Genomic DNA, 16,458 nt, shown 5'->3' with positions numbered 1-16,458 from the left:
TAAATCATTGTGTATATATGAAAACGTTGGGTCAATTTATTATTGAAAAACAGGCTGATTTCCCTTTTGCAAAAGGAGAGTTATCCCGATTGTTAAGAGATATTGCTATCGCCGCAAAAGTGGTAAATCGTGAAGTTAATAAAGCGGGGTTAGCTGATCTTCTGGGTGCATGCGGGGATATGAATATACAGGGCGAGGTGCAACAGAAACTGGATGTCTATGCTGACGTTCAATTTACTTCCGCACTACAGCGGGGAGGAGAATGTTGTTATTTAGCTTCGGAGGAACATGAATTGGGCATTGATTTGTCGCATGATGTTGTTTCCAAGAATGCTAAGTACATGGTTTGTATTGATCCTCTAGATGGTTCTTCTAATATCGATGTGAATGTTTCAGTAGGAACAATTTTTTCAATATACAGAAGGGCGAACAATGAACCTGTTTCGATGGCTGATGAACTATTGCAACAGGGGCGGAAGCAGGTTGCGGCGGGATATATTATCTATGGTTCGTCAACTATGCTTGTATATACTACCGGAAATGGTGTGAATGGGTTTACTTTAGATCCTTCTATAGGAGAGTTCTGTTTATCTCATCCTAATATGAGAATTCCTGAAAGTGGGCAGATTTATTCTATCAATGAAGGAAATTATATTAAATTTCCACAAGCGGTCAAGAACTATATTAAATATTGCCAAATTGAAGATTCGGCTTCAAAACGTCCTTATACTTCCCGCTACATCGGGTCAATGGTTGCTGATATACATCGTAATTTGATTCGTGGAGGTGTTTTTATATACCCTGAAACATTATCTTTTCCTACAGGAAAGTTGCGTTTGATGTATGAATGTAACCCTATGGCTTTTATTGTTGAGCAGGCAGGAGGCAAAGCTACTACTGGCAGTGAACGGATTTTGGATATTCAGCCTACTGAATTACATCAGCGTGTTCCTGTAGTTATAGGAAGTAAACTCATGGTTGAACAGGTGGAATATTTTTATAGTATGGAGCTTGAATCGTCGTTGAATGTATAAAAACTCATGAATGCAGGTTTGTTTTAAGCTTTACTTTCCTTAAATTTGATTTTACATTTGAATAGAATTGTATGCGCAAGATTATAAGAGTTTTCACGTTATGCTTTGTTTTTTTTACTTTTCAGCAGGTTATTGCACAAACGAAGCCTGTAGGAGAAAAAGATACTTTATCATATCCTTATCATCCTGAAGCTAATGCACAAGAGGATTTAGATAAACTAATAGCTCAGGCTAATAAAGAGGATAAAAATATTATTATTCAAGCGGGAGGTAATTGGTGTATTTGGTGTTTGAGATTTAATGATTATATTCATAAAACTGCTGAGATTAATGATTATCTCCGTCATAACTATCTATACTACCATCTTAATTATTCCAAAGAGAATAAAAATGAGGCCATATTTAAAAAGTATGTACCTGATTCGTTAAAATTAGGATATCCTTTTTTTATTGTCATGAATAGTACAGGTGAAGTCCTTAAAATTCAGGAAAGTGGTAGTTTAGAATCTGGTAAAGGCTATGACAAAAATAAGGTCATGCAGTTTTTTAAAAGTTGGTCTAAAAAATAAATATTTATAACCTTCAAAAAGGGCTTTGGGAAATAACTCAAGGCCTTTTTTGTTTACAGAATAAATTCAATTGATCTTAAATATTTGGATTCTTTTATTGGGACTCATATTTTGAATTATTTTCTATTGACAATTGGTTAGTTTTGTAAACTTATTCTCTTAGCATTTTGTTTAAGAGATGACCTTACTCTCAAGGTGGATTTTTTTAAGGATTGAAATGGAAGAAAAATTAAGAATATTTGATTTAGCTGAACGGCAGTTAGGATTATATCCCGGTCTAGCCATGTTCTCCAGTAAAATAAATGGAGACTGGACTGATCTAAAGACTGATGAGTTTATTGGTCAGGTTAATGCGCTATCAAAAGGATTAATAGAATTGGGGGTCAAGCCTAATGAAAAAGTTGGTTTAATCGCCGAAAGTAGTGTGCAGTGGCATATTGTTGATTTTGCAATTCAACAAATTGGAGCTGTAGTTGTTGCTATTTATCCAAATATTACGGATGCTGATTATCAATATATTTTTAATGATGCCGAGATTCGGGTTGCTATAGTTAGTACAAGGAGTCTTTATCAAAGAATTGTTAATATTAAAAATTCCATCTATACGCTCAAGTATATTTTCTGTATGAGTTCGCATGATGAGGTACGGAATTGGAAAGAGATTGTTCAAATAGGAAGTCATATTGAGGATGGGCATCTTCAAAAACTGAAAAATGCAGTAAAATCTGATGATCTTGCAACTTTGATTTATACTTCAGGAACTACAGGAAAGCCTAAAGGTGTGATGTTGTCACATGATAATATCATAGCAAATGTTCGATCGGCCCGAGAGATTACGCCATGTAAGGCTTATGATCGCGGACTAACATTTTTACCTCCTTGTCATGCTTATGAAAGGATGGTTATATACACTTATTTTTATATCGGTATAACCGTTTACATTGCAGAGTCTTTTGATAAGATCGGTCAAAATCTAATAGAGGTAAAACCTAACATAATGACTGCTGTCCCTCGCATTTTGGAAAAAGTATATGAAAAGATCATTAAGAAGGGACATGACCTGCATGGTCTTAAACGTAAAATATTTGATTGGGCTGTATCGGTAGGGGAAAATTATGATCCCGATCCTCAAAAAAGAAGTTTTGCATATGATGTTAAATTAAACCTAGCTAGGAAACTGGTATTAAATAAATGGTATGAGGGACTTGGAGGTTCTTTACAGACAGTTGCTTCTGGCAGTGCTTCTTTGCAAAGTAAGTTGACACGTGTTTTTTTAGCTGCAGGTATTCCTATTTATGAGGGATATGGGATGACTGAAGCATCTCCACTTATATCTGTTAATCATTATTTAAGAGGCACTCGTGTAGGTACTGTTGGACTTGCGGTAAAGGATGTTCAGATAAAATTGGCCAGTGATGGTGAGGTTTTAGTGAAGGGGCCAAATATCATGATGGGATACTATAAAAATTCGGAAGAAACGAGTAAGACGATTATTGATGGGTGGTTGCATACAGGTGATATCGGAGTTTGGGAGGACGGTCTATTTTTAAAAATTATTGATCGAAAAAAAGAATTATTTAAGATCTCAGGAGGCAAATATGTGACTCCTCAGCCTATTGAAAAAAAATTAGTAGAGTCTAAGTTTATTGAACAGGCGATGGTGGTTGGTGATGGGATGAAATTTGCTTCTGCTTTTATAGTTCCTGATTATGGACATTTAATTGACTGGGCCAAATCTGAAAATCCTAATCTTCTAAAATTATCTAAGGCAGATTTTCTGAAGCAAGATCAGGTTATTAAAAAAATAAATCAAGAAGTGCGTATGGCTAACCAACATTTTGGTAATTGGGAGCAGATCAAAAAACCTATAATCATTGCAGATGAATTTACAATTGAAGGGGGAGAACTTACTCCTACATTAAAGCTGAAACGTAAAGTGATTTTGCAGAAGTACAAGACAGAGTACGATCATCTTTATCAAAGTGCCATTGATTGAATTTGATAAAAGTCAAATATAGGAAATAGTGATTACAAAAAATATGTTTTAGCAAAGAGTAGATATTTTTGCGTTACGTTTTTTTGTCCACACGTAATTTCTAAAGCGAATTTGTTTGTTTTTTATTTAACAAGTGCGGTTTTATATTTTGTATTTATTGCCGATATGCTTGATGAATAGGGCTGAAGTCGATATTTGTGAAAATTAAATTCTTAATTATGAACGAAGTAAAAATTTATTGTAAAAAAAGATTAAAAACAGTTTCTAAATACCAATAATTGTTCTACTTTTGTAGCAACAAACACGGTAGATGTAGCTCAGTTGGTTAGAGCATCGGTTTGTGGTACCGAGGGTCGTGGGTTCGAGCCCCATCATTTACCCCAAGCCAGTACATAAGTACTGGCTTTTTTTATTCTCTTTTATTTCGACAGGTTGTTCAAGTAGTATCCTATATTTTTATTAACTTCAAGCATACAACTTATCAATGAAAATGCATCGCTATCTTTTCTTTATCTTTATTTTTAGTCAAACCACCATTTTTGCTCAGCAAAAATTACCGAAAGGTTTTAGTTATGTTAAAGATATCATACCTGGAATAAATGTTGATCTACGTTATTATAGTTCACATAATTTTGTTGGTAAGAAAATCGACGGTTATAAATCGCCTGTCCTTATATGGAGTACTGCAGCGACAAATGCTTTGAAAAAAGTGGAGAAGGAATTAAATGCACAGGGAATGTCATTGAAAGTTTTTGATGCTTATCGCCCACAAAAAGCGGTTCAGCATTTTAAAAGATGGGCTCTACAAATTAATGACACTTTATCAAAAAGAGAATTCTATCCGAATCTAGATAAAAGAAATTTATTTAAATTAGGTTATATCGCAAGTAAATCGGGGCATAGTCGAGGTAGTACGATCGATCTAACGATAGTCACTCTTATTGATCATAAGGAATTGGATATGGGAAGTCCTTTTGATTTTTTTGGACCAATATCCCATTTTGATACTGAGGAAATTAATGCGACGCAGAAAAAGAATAGAATAATGTTGAAAAGCATCATGATGAAACATGGTTTTAAAGGCTATGCTAAAGAATGGTGGCATTTTACTCTAATTCATGAACCTTACCAAAAAACATACTTTGATTTTGATGTTTATTAAGTTGGTGCTGTTTTTTTGAAATTCAAGAAATTGAAAAACTAACTTTGTTATGTTAATTTTTTAGATCTATCAAAGCGGTAAGAAATGCCTTATTCATTCCTGTTATATGGTTTAAGTATATCGATAGACATGCGATAATGAAAAATTAACTATTCGTTTATGGAAAGCATTCTTTAAAAGCATATACATTCTATCTACGCTGGGTTCAACAGTTAAATCTTATTTTCTGGCTTCTTTTTAGTTTTTTATGGTCGCAAGTTTTAGGAAAAGCCTGTGACCAATTTGTGTAATACACCTATTACTAGATACAATTGTCAGATCTGTTCTGGAAATGCCTTTATTTTAATTTGATAAAGTAATCTACATAACATGAATTTAGGAATTTATTTCGATTCGAGCTCTAAATAAAAATGTTGGAACTTTTATTTCAGATTAAGGATGTCTGAAGGTTCTGCTAGTTCCTTATAATCGTAGATATTTAGTTATTTTTGTTGAACTTGAATTTGATTGCACACATTCATCTTGAGTATCCTTTGTTTTTAATTTAAAGAATATTAAATGAAACCATCTAATTATATATTGATTTTGTTTTTATTGCTCTGCTTTAGTGATAAAAGTTTCGCTCAGATCGCTGTTGATACGATTAGCGCAAGGAAGAGCGAATACATTGTTAAAGCTTCTCGTAATAAGGAAAATCGTAGAGAAAATAGGATGCGACGCAATTTTGTAGATACTGTCGCTAGTTTGCAGTCGAATAGTACTGTTGATAGTCTGCGGGCTGATCTATCAAAGATCAATGTAAAATACATTGCAAATATTCGTGCATACGCATTGGAAAGTGAGGCTATACATAAGCGTGATATACGGACTGAATTTATTGAGAAGGTGAATAATTTTTCTGGAACGCTTCCTCCAGATTCTGTGACTTCATGGACGCATTATGTTCGCACTCAAATCGCTGATTTAAATGCATTTCACAGTAGTTTAGAAAGTTACAACCGTAGTCTTAATTTGACTTTAAGTCAACTAAAAGGGTTTCGATCAAAGTATAGTCAAAGTGAAACTAATGAGCGGTTAAGCACTTATTTGACTACATCAGAACAAGATGTGCAACGTAAAATTGATTCTTTACAAGTGTCTGTAAGTATTACCAATGATAATTTGAAGGCTTATTATGGTTTATCCCATCATGTGAAGGAAACTGTCTCTAAGCAAACTAATGCAGGGAAGTCGGATACCTCAGCTGTAAAAAGTTCATTATGGAAAGCTGGAGGTGCCGCAGTTACAAAAGAGAAAATTTTAAATAATTTAAAAGATAATTACAGAAAGAGTAAATCGCTAGATACTTATGTGAATAAGACTGAGTGGACGAGTCGGGTGTTATTGATTATTTTGGTATTTGCTTATCTCTATTGGATTGTTTCGACAGCTTATGTATTAAATAAGCATAACAATAGCCTATCTGCTACGAAATCATCTTTTAATTATTGGGTTCCTGTTGGAAAAGCATTTGTTCTATTTCTGACGTTATTACCTATTGTTTCCATTGTTACTCCAACTTTGGTTATTCAAGGGATGCAATTGCTAATTATGGCCATATTTGGTCTTTTGTTAAGAAAGAAATTTACTGTAAAACATGGTAAAATTGTAGGATTTTTACTTCTTTTTTATATATGCGATGTCTTTGTCAATTCTGTTGTGAGCGAAGACCTTATTATGCGGATTGTTTGTATTTTATTTAATATAGTGGCTTTAGGAATAGGGTTTTATCTAAAAAAGAATATTAACGATCCTACTGCCGCGGGCTATATTCAACTTCCAGTTTTTATCATATTTGCCGTTTTAAATATTGGTGCAATTATTCTGAATATTTTAGGCTATGTTGATCACTCTCGTAGTTTTAGTATTGCTGGTGCGGTTGGTCTTGCACAATCTTTTACCTTGACTTTTTTCACGCAGATGATAAAAGAGGATGTTAGAAATCAGTTTTCAAGAAATCGTGTGAAGAGAGGATTTTGGTTGCGATTTAATGAAGAACGTGCTTTGAAGGCTACAGGGGATGCTTTGAAATTTGTTTGTCTTCTACTAGCCATTATTGTGCTGGCGAATAACCTTCAGTTTGCTGCTTCTTTAGCATCTTCGGTGTCTAAATTTTTGAGCAGTAATCATCAGCTCGGTGGAATTAATTTTAATTTTGGTAATTTATTGTTAGCGGTAATTATATTGGCTGCTGCTAATTGGTTTCAAAAGAATTTGAATTTATTGTTGATCGGTGGTGAAAATGGAACGTTGAGTACTGATTACGATCAGAAAATGACCCTTTTTCCCTTATTTAGGTTGATTATAATTGTTATAGGTTTTTTTATAGCTATTTCTGCTTTAGGTGTTAGTCTTGATAAGTTGACGGTAATCGTTGGAGCCTTAAGTGTTGGTATAGGTTTAGGAATGCAGAATATCATTAATAATTTTGTTTCGGGTATTATTTTAGCTTTTGATAAACCTTTTCGCGTTGGAGATCGCATTGAGTTGGCTGATAAAAAGGGTAGGGTAAAAGAGATTGGTATTCGCGCGAGCATCTTAAATACTGGAGATGGGGCCGAGGTTATTATCCCAAATGGTGATTTATTATCTGGACGTGTGGTCAATTGGACTTTATCTAATGATGATGCAAAAACAAGTTTTGTTATTCAGGTGGATCGTACAGCTGAACTTGATACTTTAAAATCGTGGATTACAGAGGCTGTTGAGCATAGTACTTTTAGTAAACCTGAATTGGGTATTGGCATTAGCGTTCAAGATATAAGTGAAGAAATGATTTACCTTAGTATTAGTTGCTGGATTGATAATTCGGGTAATAGTGGTGGTTTTAAAAATGATGTCTTGATTGAATTGAATAATCGGTTCAAAAAAGAGGAACTGAAGTTTTACAGTATTGCCCCTTCAAATAAATAGTTGAACTTATATAATAATAGCAAAAGGTCAGAATTATAACTTAGTTCTGACCTTTTGTTATTTCATCTAAATGCTAATGCTATATAGCTGTTTCTGATAAGTAGAATTTGATTGAAGGAGTTACAAATTGATATGCACTTTAATTTAAATTGAAGAATAATGTATTTTAATAGATACAATCTTTTATTTTCAAATCTCTTTCCTACATTTACGGACCTATAACTACAGTTTTAAAACAAATTATTATTTAACGTCTAAACAGCTATAAATAAAATAAGAAAACACAAAATTGTAACATAATGTATAAACAACACAGAAAGGTGATGTTTGCTTTGGCATTTCCTTTAATGGTTAGTATTGCTCCTACGCAGGCCAATTTCAAGGGAGAGGTTTTGCAGAAGCAAATTAATCCAACGTTAACTATTGTGAGCGCAAAAAAAATAAATGCGACGACAATAGAGGTTTTATTTTCCGATAATCAACGATTAACATTTGATTTTTACGGAGGACATATTTTTCGTTTGTTTCAGGATAATACCGGAGGTATCATTCGTGATCCAGAAGCCAAACCTGCAGCTTCGATATTAGTTTCAAATCCCAGAAAGCCTGTTCATCTTTTAAATCTTAACGATTCAAATAATCAGATAACTATTGCTACAGATGAAATTTCTGTTGTTATTGATAAGTCAACTAATTTATTGACTGTTGTTAATCAAAAAAATAAAGACAAGTCTATTGTTTTTACAAAACCTATTCAATTTGAAAAGGGAAAGGTAACTTTAAGTCTTCAGGAAAAACCGGAGGAGTATTTTTATGGGGGAGGTGTTCAGAATGGTCGTTTTTCTCATAAAGGAAAAGTAATCTCTATTGAAAATCAAAATAGCTGGACCGACGGTGGTGTTGCTTCGCCTACTCCTTATTACTGGTCATCCGGAGGATATGGTTTTATGTGGTATACTTTCAAGCCCGGTAAGTATGATTTTGGTTCAAAAGAAAAAGGACAAGTTCAATTGACACATGACAGCGACTATCTTGATGTCTTCTTCATGGTAAATGATGGCGCAGTTCCTTTGTTGAATGATTTCTATCAATTAACAGGAAATCCTATTTTACTTCCGAAGTTTGGTTTTTATCAAGGTCATCTGAATGCTTACAACCGAGATTTTTGGAAAGAGGATGAAAAGGGCATCTTGTTTGAAGATGGGAAGCGCTATAAGGAAGGTCAAAAAGATAATGGCGGTATAAAGGAGTCTTTAAATGGAGAATTGAATAATTACCAATTCTCGGCGCGTGCTGTTATTGATAGTTATAGGAAGCATGATATGCCTTTTGGCTGGTTGTTGCCTAATGATGGTTATGGAGCGGGTTACGGACAGACAGAAACTTTAGATGGTAATATTGCTAATTTAAAAAGTCTTGGTGATTACGCACGTAAGAATGGGGTTGAAATTGGATTGTGGACACAGTCTGATTTACATCCAAAACCTGAGATCAGTGCATTATTGCAACGTGATATCGTAAAAGAAGTGAGAGATGCTGGAGTTCGTGTTCTGAAAACGGATGTTGCCTGGGTAGGTGCTGGTTATTCTTTTGGATTGAATGGTGTGGCGGATGTTGGTCATATTATTCCTTATTATGGAAATGAAGCTCGACCGTTCACTATTTCATTAGACGGATGGGCAGGTACGCAACGTTATGCCGGCATTTGGTCTGGCGATCAAACTGGTGGTGTCTGGGAATATATCAGATTCCATATTCCGACATATTTAGGTTCAGGTTTATCTGGCCAGCCTAATATTACATCCGATATGGATGGTATTTTTGGAGGTAAAAATAATGCGGTCAATATTCGTGATTTTCAATGGAAAACTTTTACTCCAATGGAGTTGAATATGGACGGGTGGGGTTCGAATGAAAAATATCCACATGCACTGGGTGAGCCTGTTACCTCAATTAATCGTAATTATCTGAAATTAAAATCAGAGCTTATTCCTTATGCTTATAGTATTGCTAAAGAAGCAGTAGATGGTTTACCGATGATCAGAGCACTGTTCTTAGAGTACCCAAATGCTTATACACAAGGAACATCTACACAGTATCAATATTTATACGGTCCTTCCTTTTTAGTAGCTCCTATTTATCAGGCTACGAAATCTGATGATAAAGGTAATGATGTGCGTAATGGCATTTATTTACCAGAGGGTACTTGGGTAGATTATTTTACAGGTGATAAATTTACTGGAAATGTTATTCTCAATAATTTTGATTCGCCGATCTGGAAATTGCCCGTATTTGTAAAAAATGGTTCCATTATTCCCATGGCAAATCCAAACAATAACGTTCATGAAATAAATAAAGGACTTCGTATTTATGAAATCTATCCAGAAGGAAAAACGTCTTTTACGGAGTATGATGATGATGGGGTTTCTGAAGCTTATAAATTAGGTAAAGGATCTTCTACCTTAATTGAATCATCTTTAGACGGAAAAAATCGGTTAGCTGTTACGGTGAATTCTACAATTGGTGATTTTGATGGTTTCGTGAAAAATAAGCAAACAGAATTTAGAATAAACGTTACTTCAAAACCTAAAAAACTGACTGGACTGATTGGAAAACGCAAGGTTAAATTGGTTGAAGTAAATTCTTTAGGAGAATTGGCTAATCAAGAAAATGTTTATTTTTATGATGCTGCGCCTAACATGAATAAGTTTGCAACTAAAGGTAGTGAATTTGAGAAGCAGATTATTACTAAAAATCCTGTTGTACATATTAAATTGGCCTCTACAGATATTACAGCAAATAATGTAAGCTTACTGTTGGAGGGATTTGAATTTAATCCACAGGATCGTTTCCGCATTTCTTCGGGTGCATTGATTGCGCCTCAAAATGCTATTGTTAGTGAAGATAATAAAGCTGCATATACATTGAAGCCGACATGGAGCAAGGTAGACCATGCTGATTATTATGAGATCGAATTTAAAGATATGCTTTATTCGACGATCAAGGAGAATGAATTGCTCTTTGATGGGTTAAGTCCAGAAACGGCGTATACTTTTAAGTTAAGAGCTGTCAATAAGAATGGTTTTTCTGATTGGGTTGAAGTTAAGTCCGTGACGAAGTCAAATCCACTGGAGTTTGCTATTCATGATATTAAAGGCGAAACAACAGCTGAGAATCAAGATGGATCAGGAGTTGATAAATTTTTTGACTTTGACGAAGGTAATATGTGGCATACTGCATGGGGTAAAAATGCATTACCATTTGATATGATTTTAGATCTAAAGTCTGTTAATCAATTGGATAAGATTCACTATTTACCTCGTACAGGTCGTGGTAACGGTATTGTGCTGAAAGGTAAAGTTTATTATAGCGCAGATAAAGATAGCTGGACAGAAGCAGGTGCATTTAACTGGGCTAATAATGATGAACTGAAGATCTTCAATTTTGCTAATCAGCCTACAGCTCGTTATGTTAAGTTAGCAATTACTGAAGGAGTCGGCGGATTTGGTTCAGGTCGTGAAATGTATGTTTTTAAAGTTCCTGGTACAGAGAGTTACATTCCTGGTGATATCAACAACGATCGTTTGATAGATCGAAATGATTTGACTTCTTATACAAATTATACTGGTTTGAAAAGGGGTGATGCTGATTTTGAAGGCTATGTTAGTAACGGTGATATTAATAAAAATGATTTAATTGATGCTTATGATATTTCAGTTGTAGCTACTCAATTAGATGGTGGTATCAAAGATCCTAAAGTCGAAAAAGTTGCAGGTGAAATCAGCTTATCGATTCCGAAAGCAAGTTATAAGAAGGATGAGATCATTGAAATTATGGTTAAAGGTAAGGATCTTAAATCTGTTAATGCCATCAGTTTTGGATTACCATATCAGTCGCAAGATTACGAATTTATTTCAGTTCAGGCGTTAGCTGTTAAAGGGATGGATAACCTGACCAATGACCGACTTCATACTAGTGGTGAAAAAGTATTATACCCTACTTTTGTAAATATTGGCGATCAAAAAGCTTTAAATGGAAATGAAGATCTATTTGTTTTGAAACTTAGAGCAAAAAAAGATTTAAAATATACATTGAAAGCTGTTCAAGGGTTTTTAGTTGATAAAAATCTGAATACATTAAGATTTTAAATTCCTTTTATTTTTTATAAAAAACGGGCTTAGAGAAATATTTCTAAGCCCGTTTTGTTTTTGATTCTTATCCTAGTATTAGACGGTATTATTAACTTGAAATAATTATCTTTATATAAACAATTATAACCCAATGAGTGAATATTAAGTATTCATATTATGTTTCGTGGTTTTTATTTTTAATTGTATGCCTAGTTTTAGATTTGATGTATGAAAAGATCCATAAAAATTATCAAAAATAGATCTGATATAGGGGCTGGAACAAGAGGTTCCGATTTAGGAATTGATGCTATTGAGGTTGCTGCGATTAATAAGGGAAGCCAATACTTTCATAATTATCCTCATATTGATGTGGAAACTCGCAATGATGCAGTTTACGACCCGTCCTTCCATCCCTATGCTAAAAGAATTAAAGAAGTCTACGAGCAATGCCGTGAGGTTGCACTTGTCGTTGAAAGGACATTAAGAGAAGGTTTCTTTCCTTTAGTTTTTTCAGGGGACCATTCTTCTGCTATTGGAACTATTTCTGGAATAAAATCTGTTTACCCCGATCAATCATTAGGGGTAATTTGGATTGATGCTCATGCCGATATCCATTCTCCTTACACCACTCCTTCTGGTAATTTACATGGTATGCCTTTGGCAGCTACATTAGGCGTAGATAATTTATTGTGCACAGTTAATCGGCCTGATGAGGAGACGAAAAAATATTGGCAGAAGTTAAAGGGTATTGGTGGACATTTAGGGAAATTTCAGGCTCAGGATTTGATTTATTTTGGTGTACGTGATACTGAACCTCCTGAGGATATATTAATCAATGATTTAGAAATTAAGAATTATATTGTCGACGAGGTTCGTCAGTTATCTGTAAAGGGCTGTATACGTGAGGTGATGAAGAAACTCGCCGGTTGTGATCTGATTTATGTTTCTTTTGATGTTGATAGCATGGATAGCGAGTTAATTTCTGATGGAACTGGTACGCCTGTCCCTAAAGGTTTTTATGCTTCTGAAGTTATAGAATTGCTTGAAGGTATATTAAGCTCTAAGAAGGTTGTTTGCTTTGAGGTGGTAGAAGTAAATCCGTTATTGGATCACCAAGGGAATAAAATGGCTGAAGTGGCTTTTGAAATATTGGAAAAAGTAACTAAATCCATCGAAAGATAATCTATTATTCATGACTTTTAAAATTTGAATGGATTAAAAAGGCGAAGGATTATTTGATAAAAACAATCCTTCGCCTTTTTAATTTTAATATTCTTTAAGTATCTATTGTGATTTTGGATACCTTTTTTTATTTTATCGTCTATTTGTTGGATATTGTGATTGAATCTTGCATCAATGATTCTCGATATAATTTTTTATCATCATTGTCCATATCTGTATCCAGATCATCTTCTTTATATTTCCCTAATTTTATTATTGGGTTTTGTGCACTACCAGTTATTCGCATTGGAACTCCAAAAATACCAAAAGGAGGGAGCCCTAATCGGAATCCAAGATTCATCTTACCATCCAGTGTGACCTGTCCTTCAAAACGAGGTCTGAAAAATCCCATTTTCATTTTAGTACGTGCAATAGTCATTACATTATTGGCTATGGATGTATTGATCTTTACTTTTTTGACCGATCCATCAGCTAGACTTTCTTTTGAAGTTTCTTTTGAAATGTTGTTCAATAGTTTAAACCCCATGAATTGGATCTGTTCAAGGGTCAAGGAACCACTTCCTTTTATTGAAGGCATTATTGGATTCATGTTGTTATCTAGAAGTCCTGATAATTGATACTCAAGCGATACCAGTCCATGGGCATTTTTCGCAGAAGAAACCATTTCTTTAAACATAGGGATTTCATGATAAGCACGCTGGATGTCAAAACTATCAGCTTTTACGAGGTAATCAAATCGAGCTTTATTGCTGTTCAATGCTTTATATTGACCATTCATAGCCACTTTTAATCCTGAAAGTTCAAATCCTGTATTTGAGAATGAAAGGTTTCCATTTTGAATTGATACTTTGCTCGTTAGTTGATTTAATGTAAGCTGATCATATTTCATTTTATTTACGATGCCATTAACTGAGATATCTAGATTTTTTGGTATTAAAATTACGCCTGAATTAGTACTTGTTGGGCTACTGTTTTCAGTTTCAGCAAAAAATGTAAAATCATTTACATTAATAATGGGGCTGCTTAATTGAAAATTACCTTTTAATGTCTGTGTTGTGTTTGTGAAGTATTGGATAAGATTATCTAAGTATCCTGTAATATTTAATTTGTTATGTCCATATGAAGATGCGATATCGCTAAAAACTAACTTCTCTTTGGCAAAAGTGAAATGTCCTTTTTTAATATTAAAGGGTTTAGGAAATAATTCAGATTGTACTTGTATTTGCCCGATGTCTAATGTTCCATGGTTCTTTAATTTATGGTATTGCCCACTTGTAGCATCGCTTTGTAATCCGGCGAGATCCAGATCGGTTCTAATATAACCATTGACGTTTATCCCATTTATGGCAAATATTTTATATAGGGGTTCTAAATTAAGCTTCCCTTGAGACTTAATTGCATAGCGTATATTTTTAAAGTTTTGCAAATCTGCATGCAAAAAGAAAGGTTCGCCAGCTAAATTGAAAGATATCGGTAAAACTTTAACTTTTAAATCTTTTAAAGAACCTTTTTCACTGGATATATAGGTTTCAATATTTATCTCCTCAATTGGAAGGGGATAATTTAGTGTTTTTAGAAATCCGTTTTTTAAAGTAACTGTTGTATTTGTTTGTGGAAATGTACCTTTTTTTAGATCCATTTTACCATCAGCTACCATATTGACAAAGATTTTTCCCGATATTTCAAGGCTATCGACTGGATATATTTTTTTAATATCGGCCAATTGAATATCAGCCTGCATATTTGATTTGACATCTAATTTTAGCAAATCGTTGATATGTATAAATCCTTTTATGTAATTGTTCAGTGCTTTAATGTCAATATGATCTAATGCAATTTGAGCATTGGTGATTTTTGCATCATTACATGTTGCTTTTAAATCATACTCAATTTTTTCGATAGCTGCAGGTAAATTTGCGAGTTTGAAATACCCTTTGCGTAACGTATTGTGAATATCAAAATTAGGTATAGATGCAATGGTAGTATCTATTTTATTTCTTAATCCTGAGGTTTTAATAGCCGTTGCGTAGGTTCCATTAATAAAACCAGCTAACATCCAATTTCCTCTAAAGCTTAAGGTGGGCAAAGCTAGTGCATTACTGACAGCACTTAAGTCTAGATTACTTTTAAATTCAGTATTTACATATAAAGGATTTAGTCCTTTAACTATTCCTTTGCTGTTGAAATATCCGGAAGCAACCTTAAATTCAAATTGTTTTAATTCAATTAAAAGAGAATCTGGGTTTAATTGAGGAAGGTTAATCTTAAGTTTTGTCTGTAGATCTTCTATTGGGATTTTAGCCGTCTTATTGGAAAAGTATCCATCTGTAATATTTAAACCCACGGTAAGATCTGGTATTTTATGTTCTTCCACAATGTATTCCCCTACGAGATCTATGAATAGTTCTGAGTTACCTTTTATTTTTGTTTCGGCCAACCATTTCGAGTAGGAGGTCGGAACTAAAGATAGTAATTCAGATAAAGTGCTTTTACTGGATTTTAATTTAAAATCCAGATGATAGCCATTTGTTAAGAAACCAAATTCACCTTTAAATTTAACAGGAAGTTTATTGATCCGAATGTCATTCCTTTCAAATATAAAAGCCAATGTATTGGTGTTTACTTTAGTCATGAGACTGGCATGTATCATTTTATCATCTACATATTTTTCTCCGTCGAAAGTTAGGCTTAATGATTGTATGTCTACTTTGCTATCTAAATCAAAAAGTGAAGACATGAGATCACCATGACCTTCATAATCCATTTTTTTAGCTTCTAGGATGATTGGAACTGATAAATCCTCGTAATACACATCTACTTTTTGAAGTAAAATGCTTTTAAAGGCTAAGTCAATTGCGGTACTTGTTTCATCAGTATTTGTTATTTTATCATTCTTTTTTTTAACGATATTATAATTAGACTCACCATCTTTATTTACTTTAACATGGATTTTGCCATGATCGATATAGAATTGTTCAACGACAATTTTTGACTTTAAAAGGCTTAGAATATCGACTCCAAGACTTACCTGTTTTGCTTTTAATAGCTCAACATCTTTAAATGGAGCAGATCCTTTTAGGGAAAGGTCATGAAGGGAAGCTGTTAATGCAGGGAAGTGGTCGAAGAAAGATAAATGAATTTTACTGTAATTTAACTCGCCATCAATCTGATCATTAATAACCTCTTTAATTTTTGTATTTACTTGTTCCTGAAATAATAAAGGAATAGTAAAAATGAGTGCAATAAATAAAATACAAGCTGTAAAGATTATTTTACCAGTGAGTAAAAAGTAGGGTAGATATTTTTTTAACACAAATTCTTTTTTTGAATTTGCAAAGAACGTATAAATCTTTGTAAAACAATATTGAAAAATTACAATTTTCAATATTCCTATACAAAGTGATGGTAAAGAAATTCGGAGCCTTTATAAACT

At 33.7% G+C, this 16,458-nt stretch carries 8 protein-coding genes and 1 tRNA gene; 8 read left to right on the top strand and 1 reads right to left on the bottom strand.

The genetic code is table 11. From position 1 onward, the window contains the following. Positions 1 to 17: 17 nt before the first annotated feature. The 8 genes from fbp (at position 18) to EDF66_RS17650 (ending at position 13,025) form a co-directional block, all read left to right on the top strand. Complete coding sequence (gene fbp / locus EDF66_RS17685; RefSeq protein WP_132771990.1) at positions 18 to 1,034, top strand: class 1 fructose-bisphosphatase; 1,017 nt, start codon at positions 18 to 20, stop codon at positions 1,032 to 1,034. Between the two features lie 71 nt (positions 1,035 to 1,105). Beyond that, positions 1,106 to 1,603 (top strand): thioredoxin family protein, encoded by a 498-nt coding sequence (locus EDF66_RS17680; protein WP_132844036.1) that lies wholly within the window; start codon positions 1,106 to 1,108, stop codon positions 1,601 to 1,603. Positions 1,604 to 1,820: 217 nt separating this feature from the next. Continuing rightward, a complete protein-coding gene (locus EDF66_RS17675) occupies positions 1,821 to 3,599 on the top strand; it encodes an AMP-dependent synthetase/ligase (protein ID WP_132771988.1) in 1,779 nt (592 codons plus the stop codon). A 306-nt stretch (positions 3,600 to 3,905) separates the two neighbouring features. Further along, positions 3,906 to 3,982, top strand: a tRNA-His gene (locus EDF66_RS17670). Positions 3,983 to 4,083: 101 nt separating this feature from the next. Next, positions 4,084 to 4,761, top strand: a complete 678-nt coding sequence (locus EDF66_RS17665; RefSeq protein WP_206368645.1) for a M15 family metallopeptidase — start codon at positions 4,084 to 4,086, stop codon at positions 4,759 to 4,761. A 558-nt stretch (positions 4,762 to 5,319) separates the two neighbouring features. Further along, positions 5,320 to 7,713, top strand: a complete 2,394-nt coding sequence (locus EDF66_RS17660) for a mechanosensitive ion channel family protein (RefSeq protein ID WP_132771987.1) — start codon at positions 5,320 to 5,322, stop codon at positions 7,711 to 7,713. Between the two features lie 299 nt (positions 7,714 to 8,012). After that, complete coding sequence (locus EDF66_RS17655) at positions 8,013 to 11,861, top strand: TIM-barrel domain-containing protein (RefSeq protein WP_132844035.1); 3,849 nt, start codon at positions 8,013 to 8,015, stop codon at positions 11,859 to 11,861. A 210-nt stretch (positions 11,862 to 12,071) separates the two neighbouring features. Further along, positions 12,072 to 13,025: an arginase gene (locus EDF66_RS17650; protein ID WP_132771985.1), complete on the top strand. Its 954-nt coding sequence runs from the start codon at positions 12,072 to 12,074 to the stop codon at positions 13,023 to 13,025. Between the two features lie 139 nt (positions 13,026 to 13,164). Here the strand turns inward: EDF66_RS17650 and EDF66_RS17645 are convergent, their stop codons facing one another. After that, positions 13,165 to 16,338 carry an AsmA-like C-terminal region-containing protein gene (locus EDF66_RS17645; protein ID WP_132844033.1) on the bottom strand — a complete coding sequence of 1,058 codons (3,174 nt, stop codon included), beginning with the start codon at positions 16,336 to 16,338 and terminating at the stop codon, positions 13,165 to 13,167. Positions 16,339 to 16,458: the final 120 nt, after the last annotated feature.

The organism is Sphingobacterium sp. JUb20, assembly GCF_004342035.1.
Taxonomy (GTDB): domain Bacteria; phylum Bacteroidota; class Bacteroidia; order Sphingobacteriales; family Sphingobacteriaceae; genus Sphingobacterium; species Sphingobacterium anhuiense.
The sequence above is the reverse complement of the archived record's forward strand: the minus strand, read 5'-3'. Positions and strand labels throughout refer to the sequence as shown.

Coding starts and splice junctions, on each gene's coding strand:
- EDF66_RS17655 (WP_132844035.1), top strand. CDS start 8,013: ATGTATAAACAACACAGAAAGGTGATGTTTGCTTTGGCATTTCCTTTA.
- EDF66_RS17675 (WP_132771988.1), top strand. CDS start 1,821: ATGGAAGAAAAATTAAGAATATTTGATTTAGCTGAACGGCAGTTAGGA.
- EDF66_RS17680 (WP_132844036.1), top strand. CDS start 1,106: ATGCGCAAGATTATAAGAGTTTTCACGTTATGCTTTGTTTTTTTTACT.
- EDF66_RS17650 (WP_132771985.1), top strand. CDS start 12,072: ATGAAAAGATCCATAAAAATTATCAAAAATAGATCTGATATAGGGGCT.
- EDF66_RS17660 (WP_132771987.1), top strand. CDS start 5,320: ATGAAACCATCTAATTATATATTGATTTTGTTTTTATTGCTCTGCTTT.
- fbp (WP_132771990.1), top strand. CDS start 18: ATGAAAACGTTGGGTCAATTTATTATTGAAAAACAGGCTGATTTCCCT.
- EDF66_RS17665 (WP_206368645.1), top strand. CDS start 4,084: ATGAAAATGCATCGCTATCTTTTCTTTATCTTTATTTTTAGTCAAACC.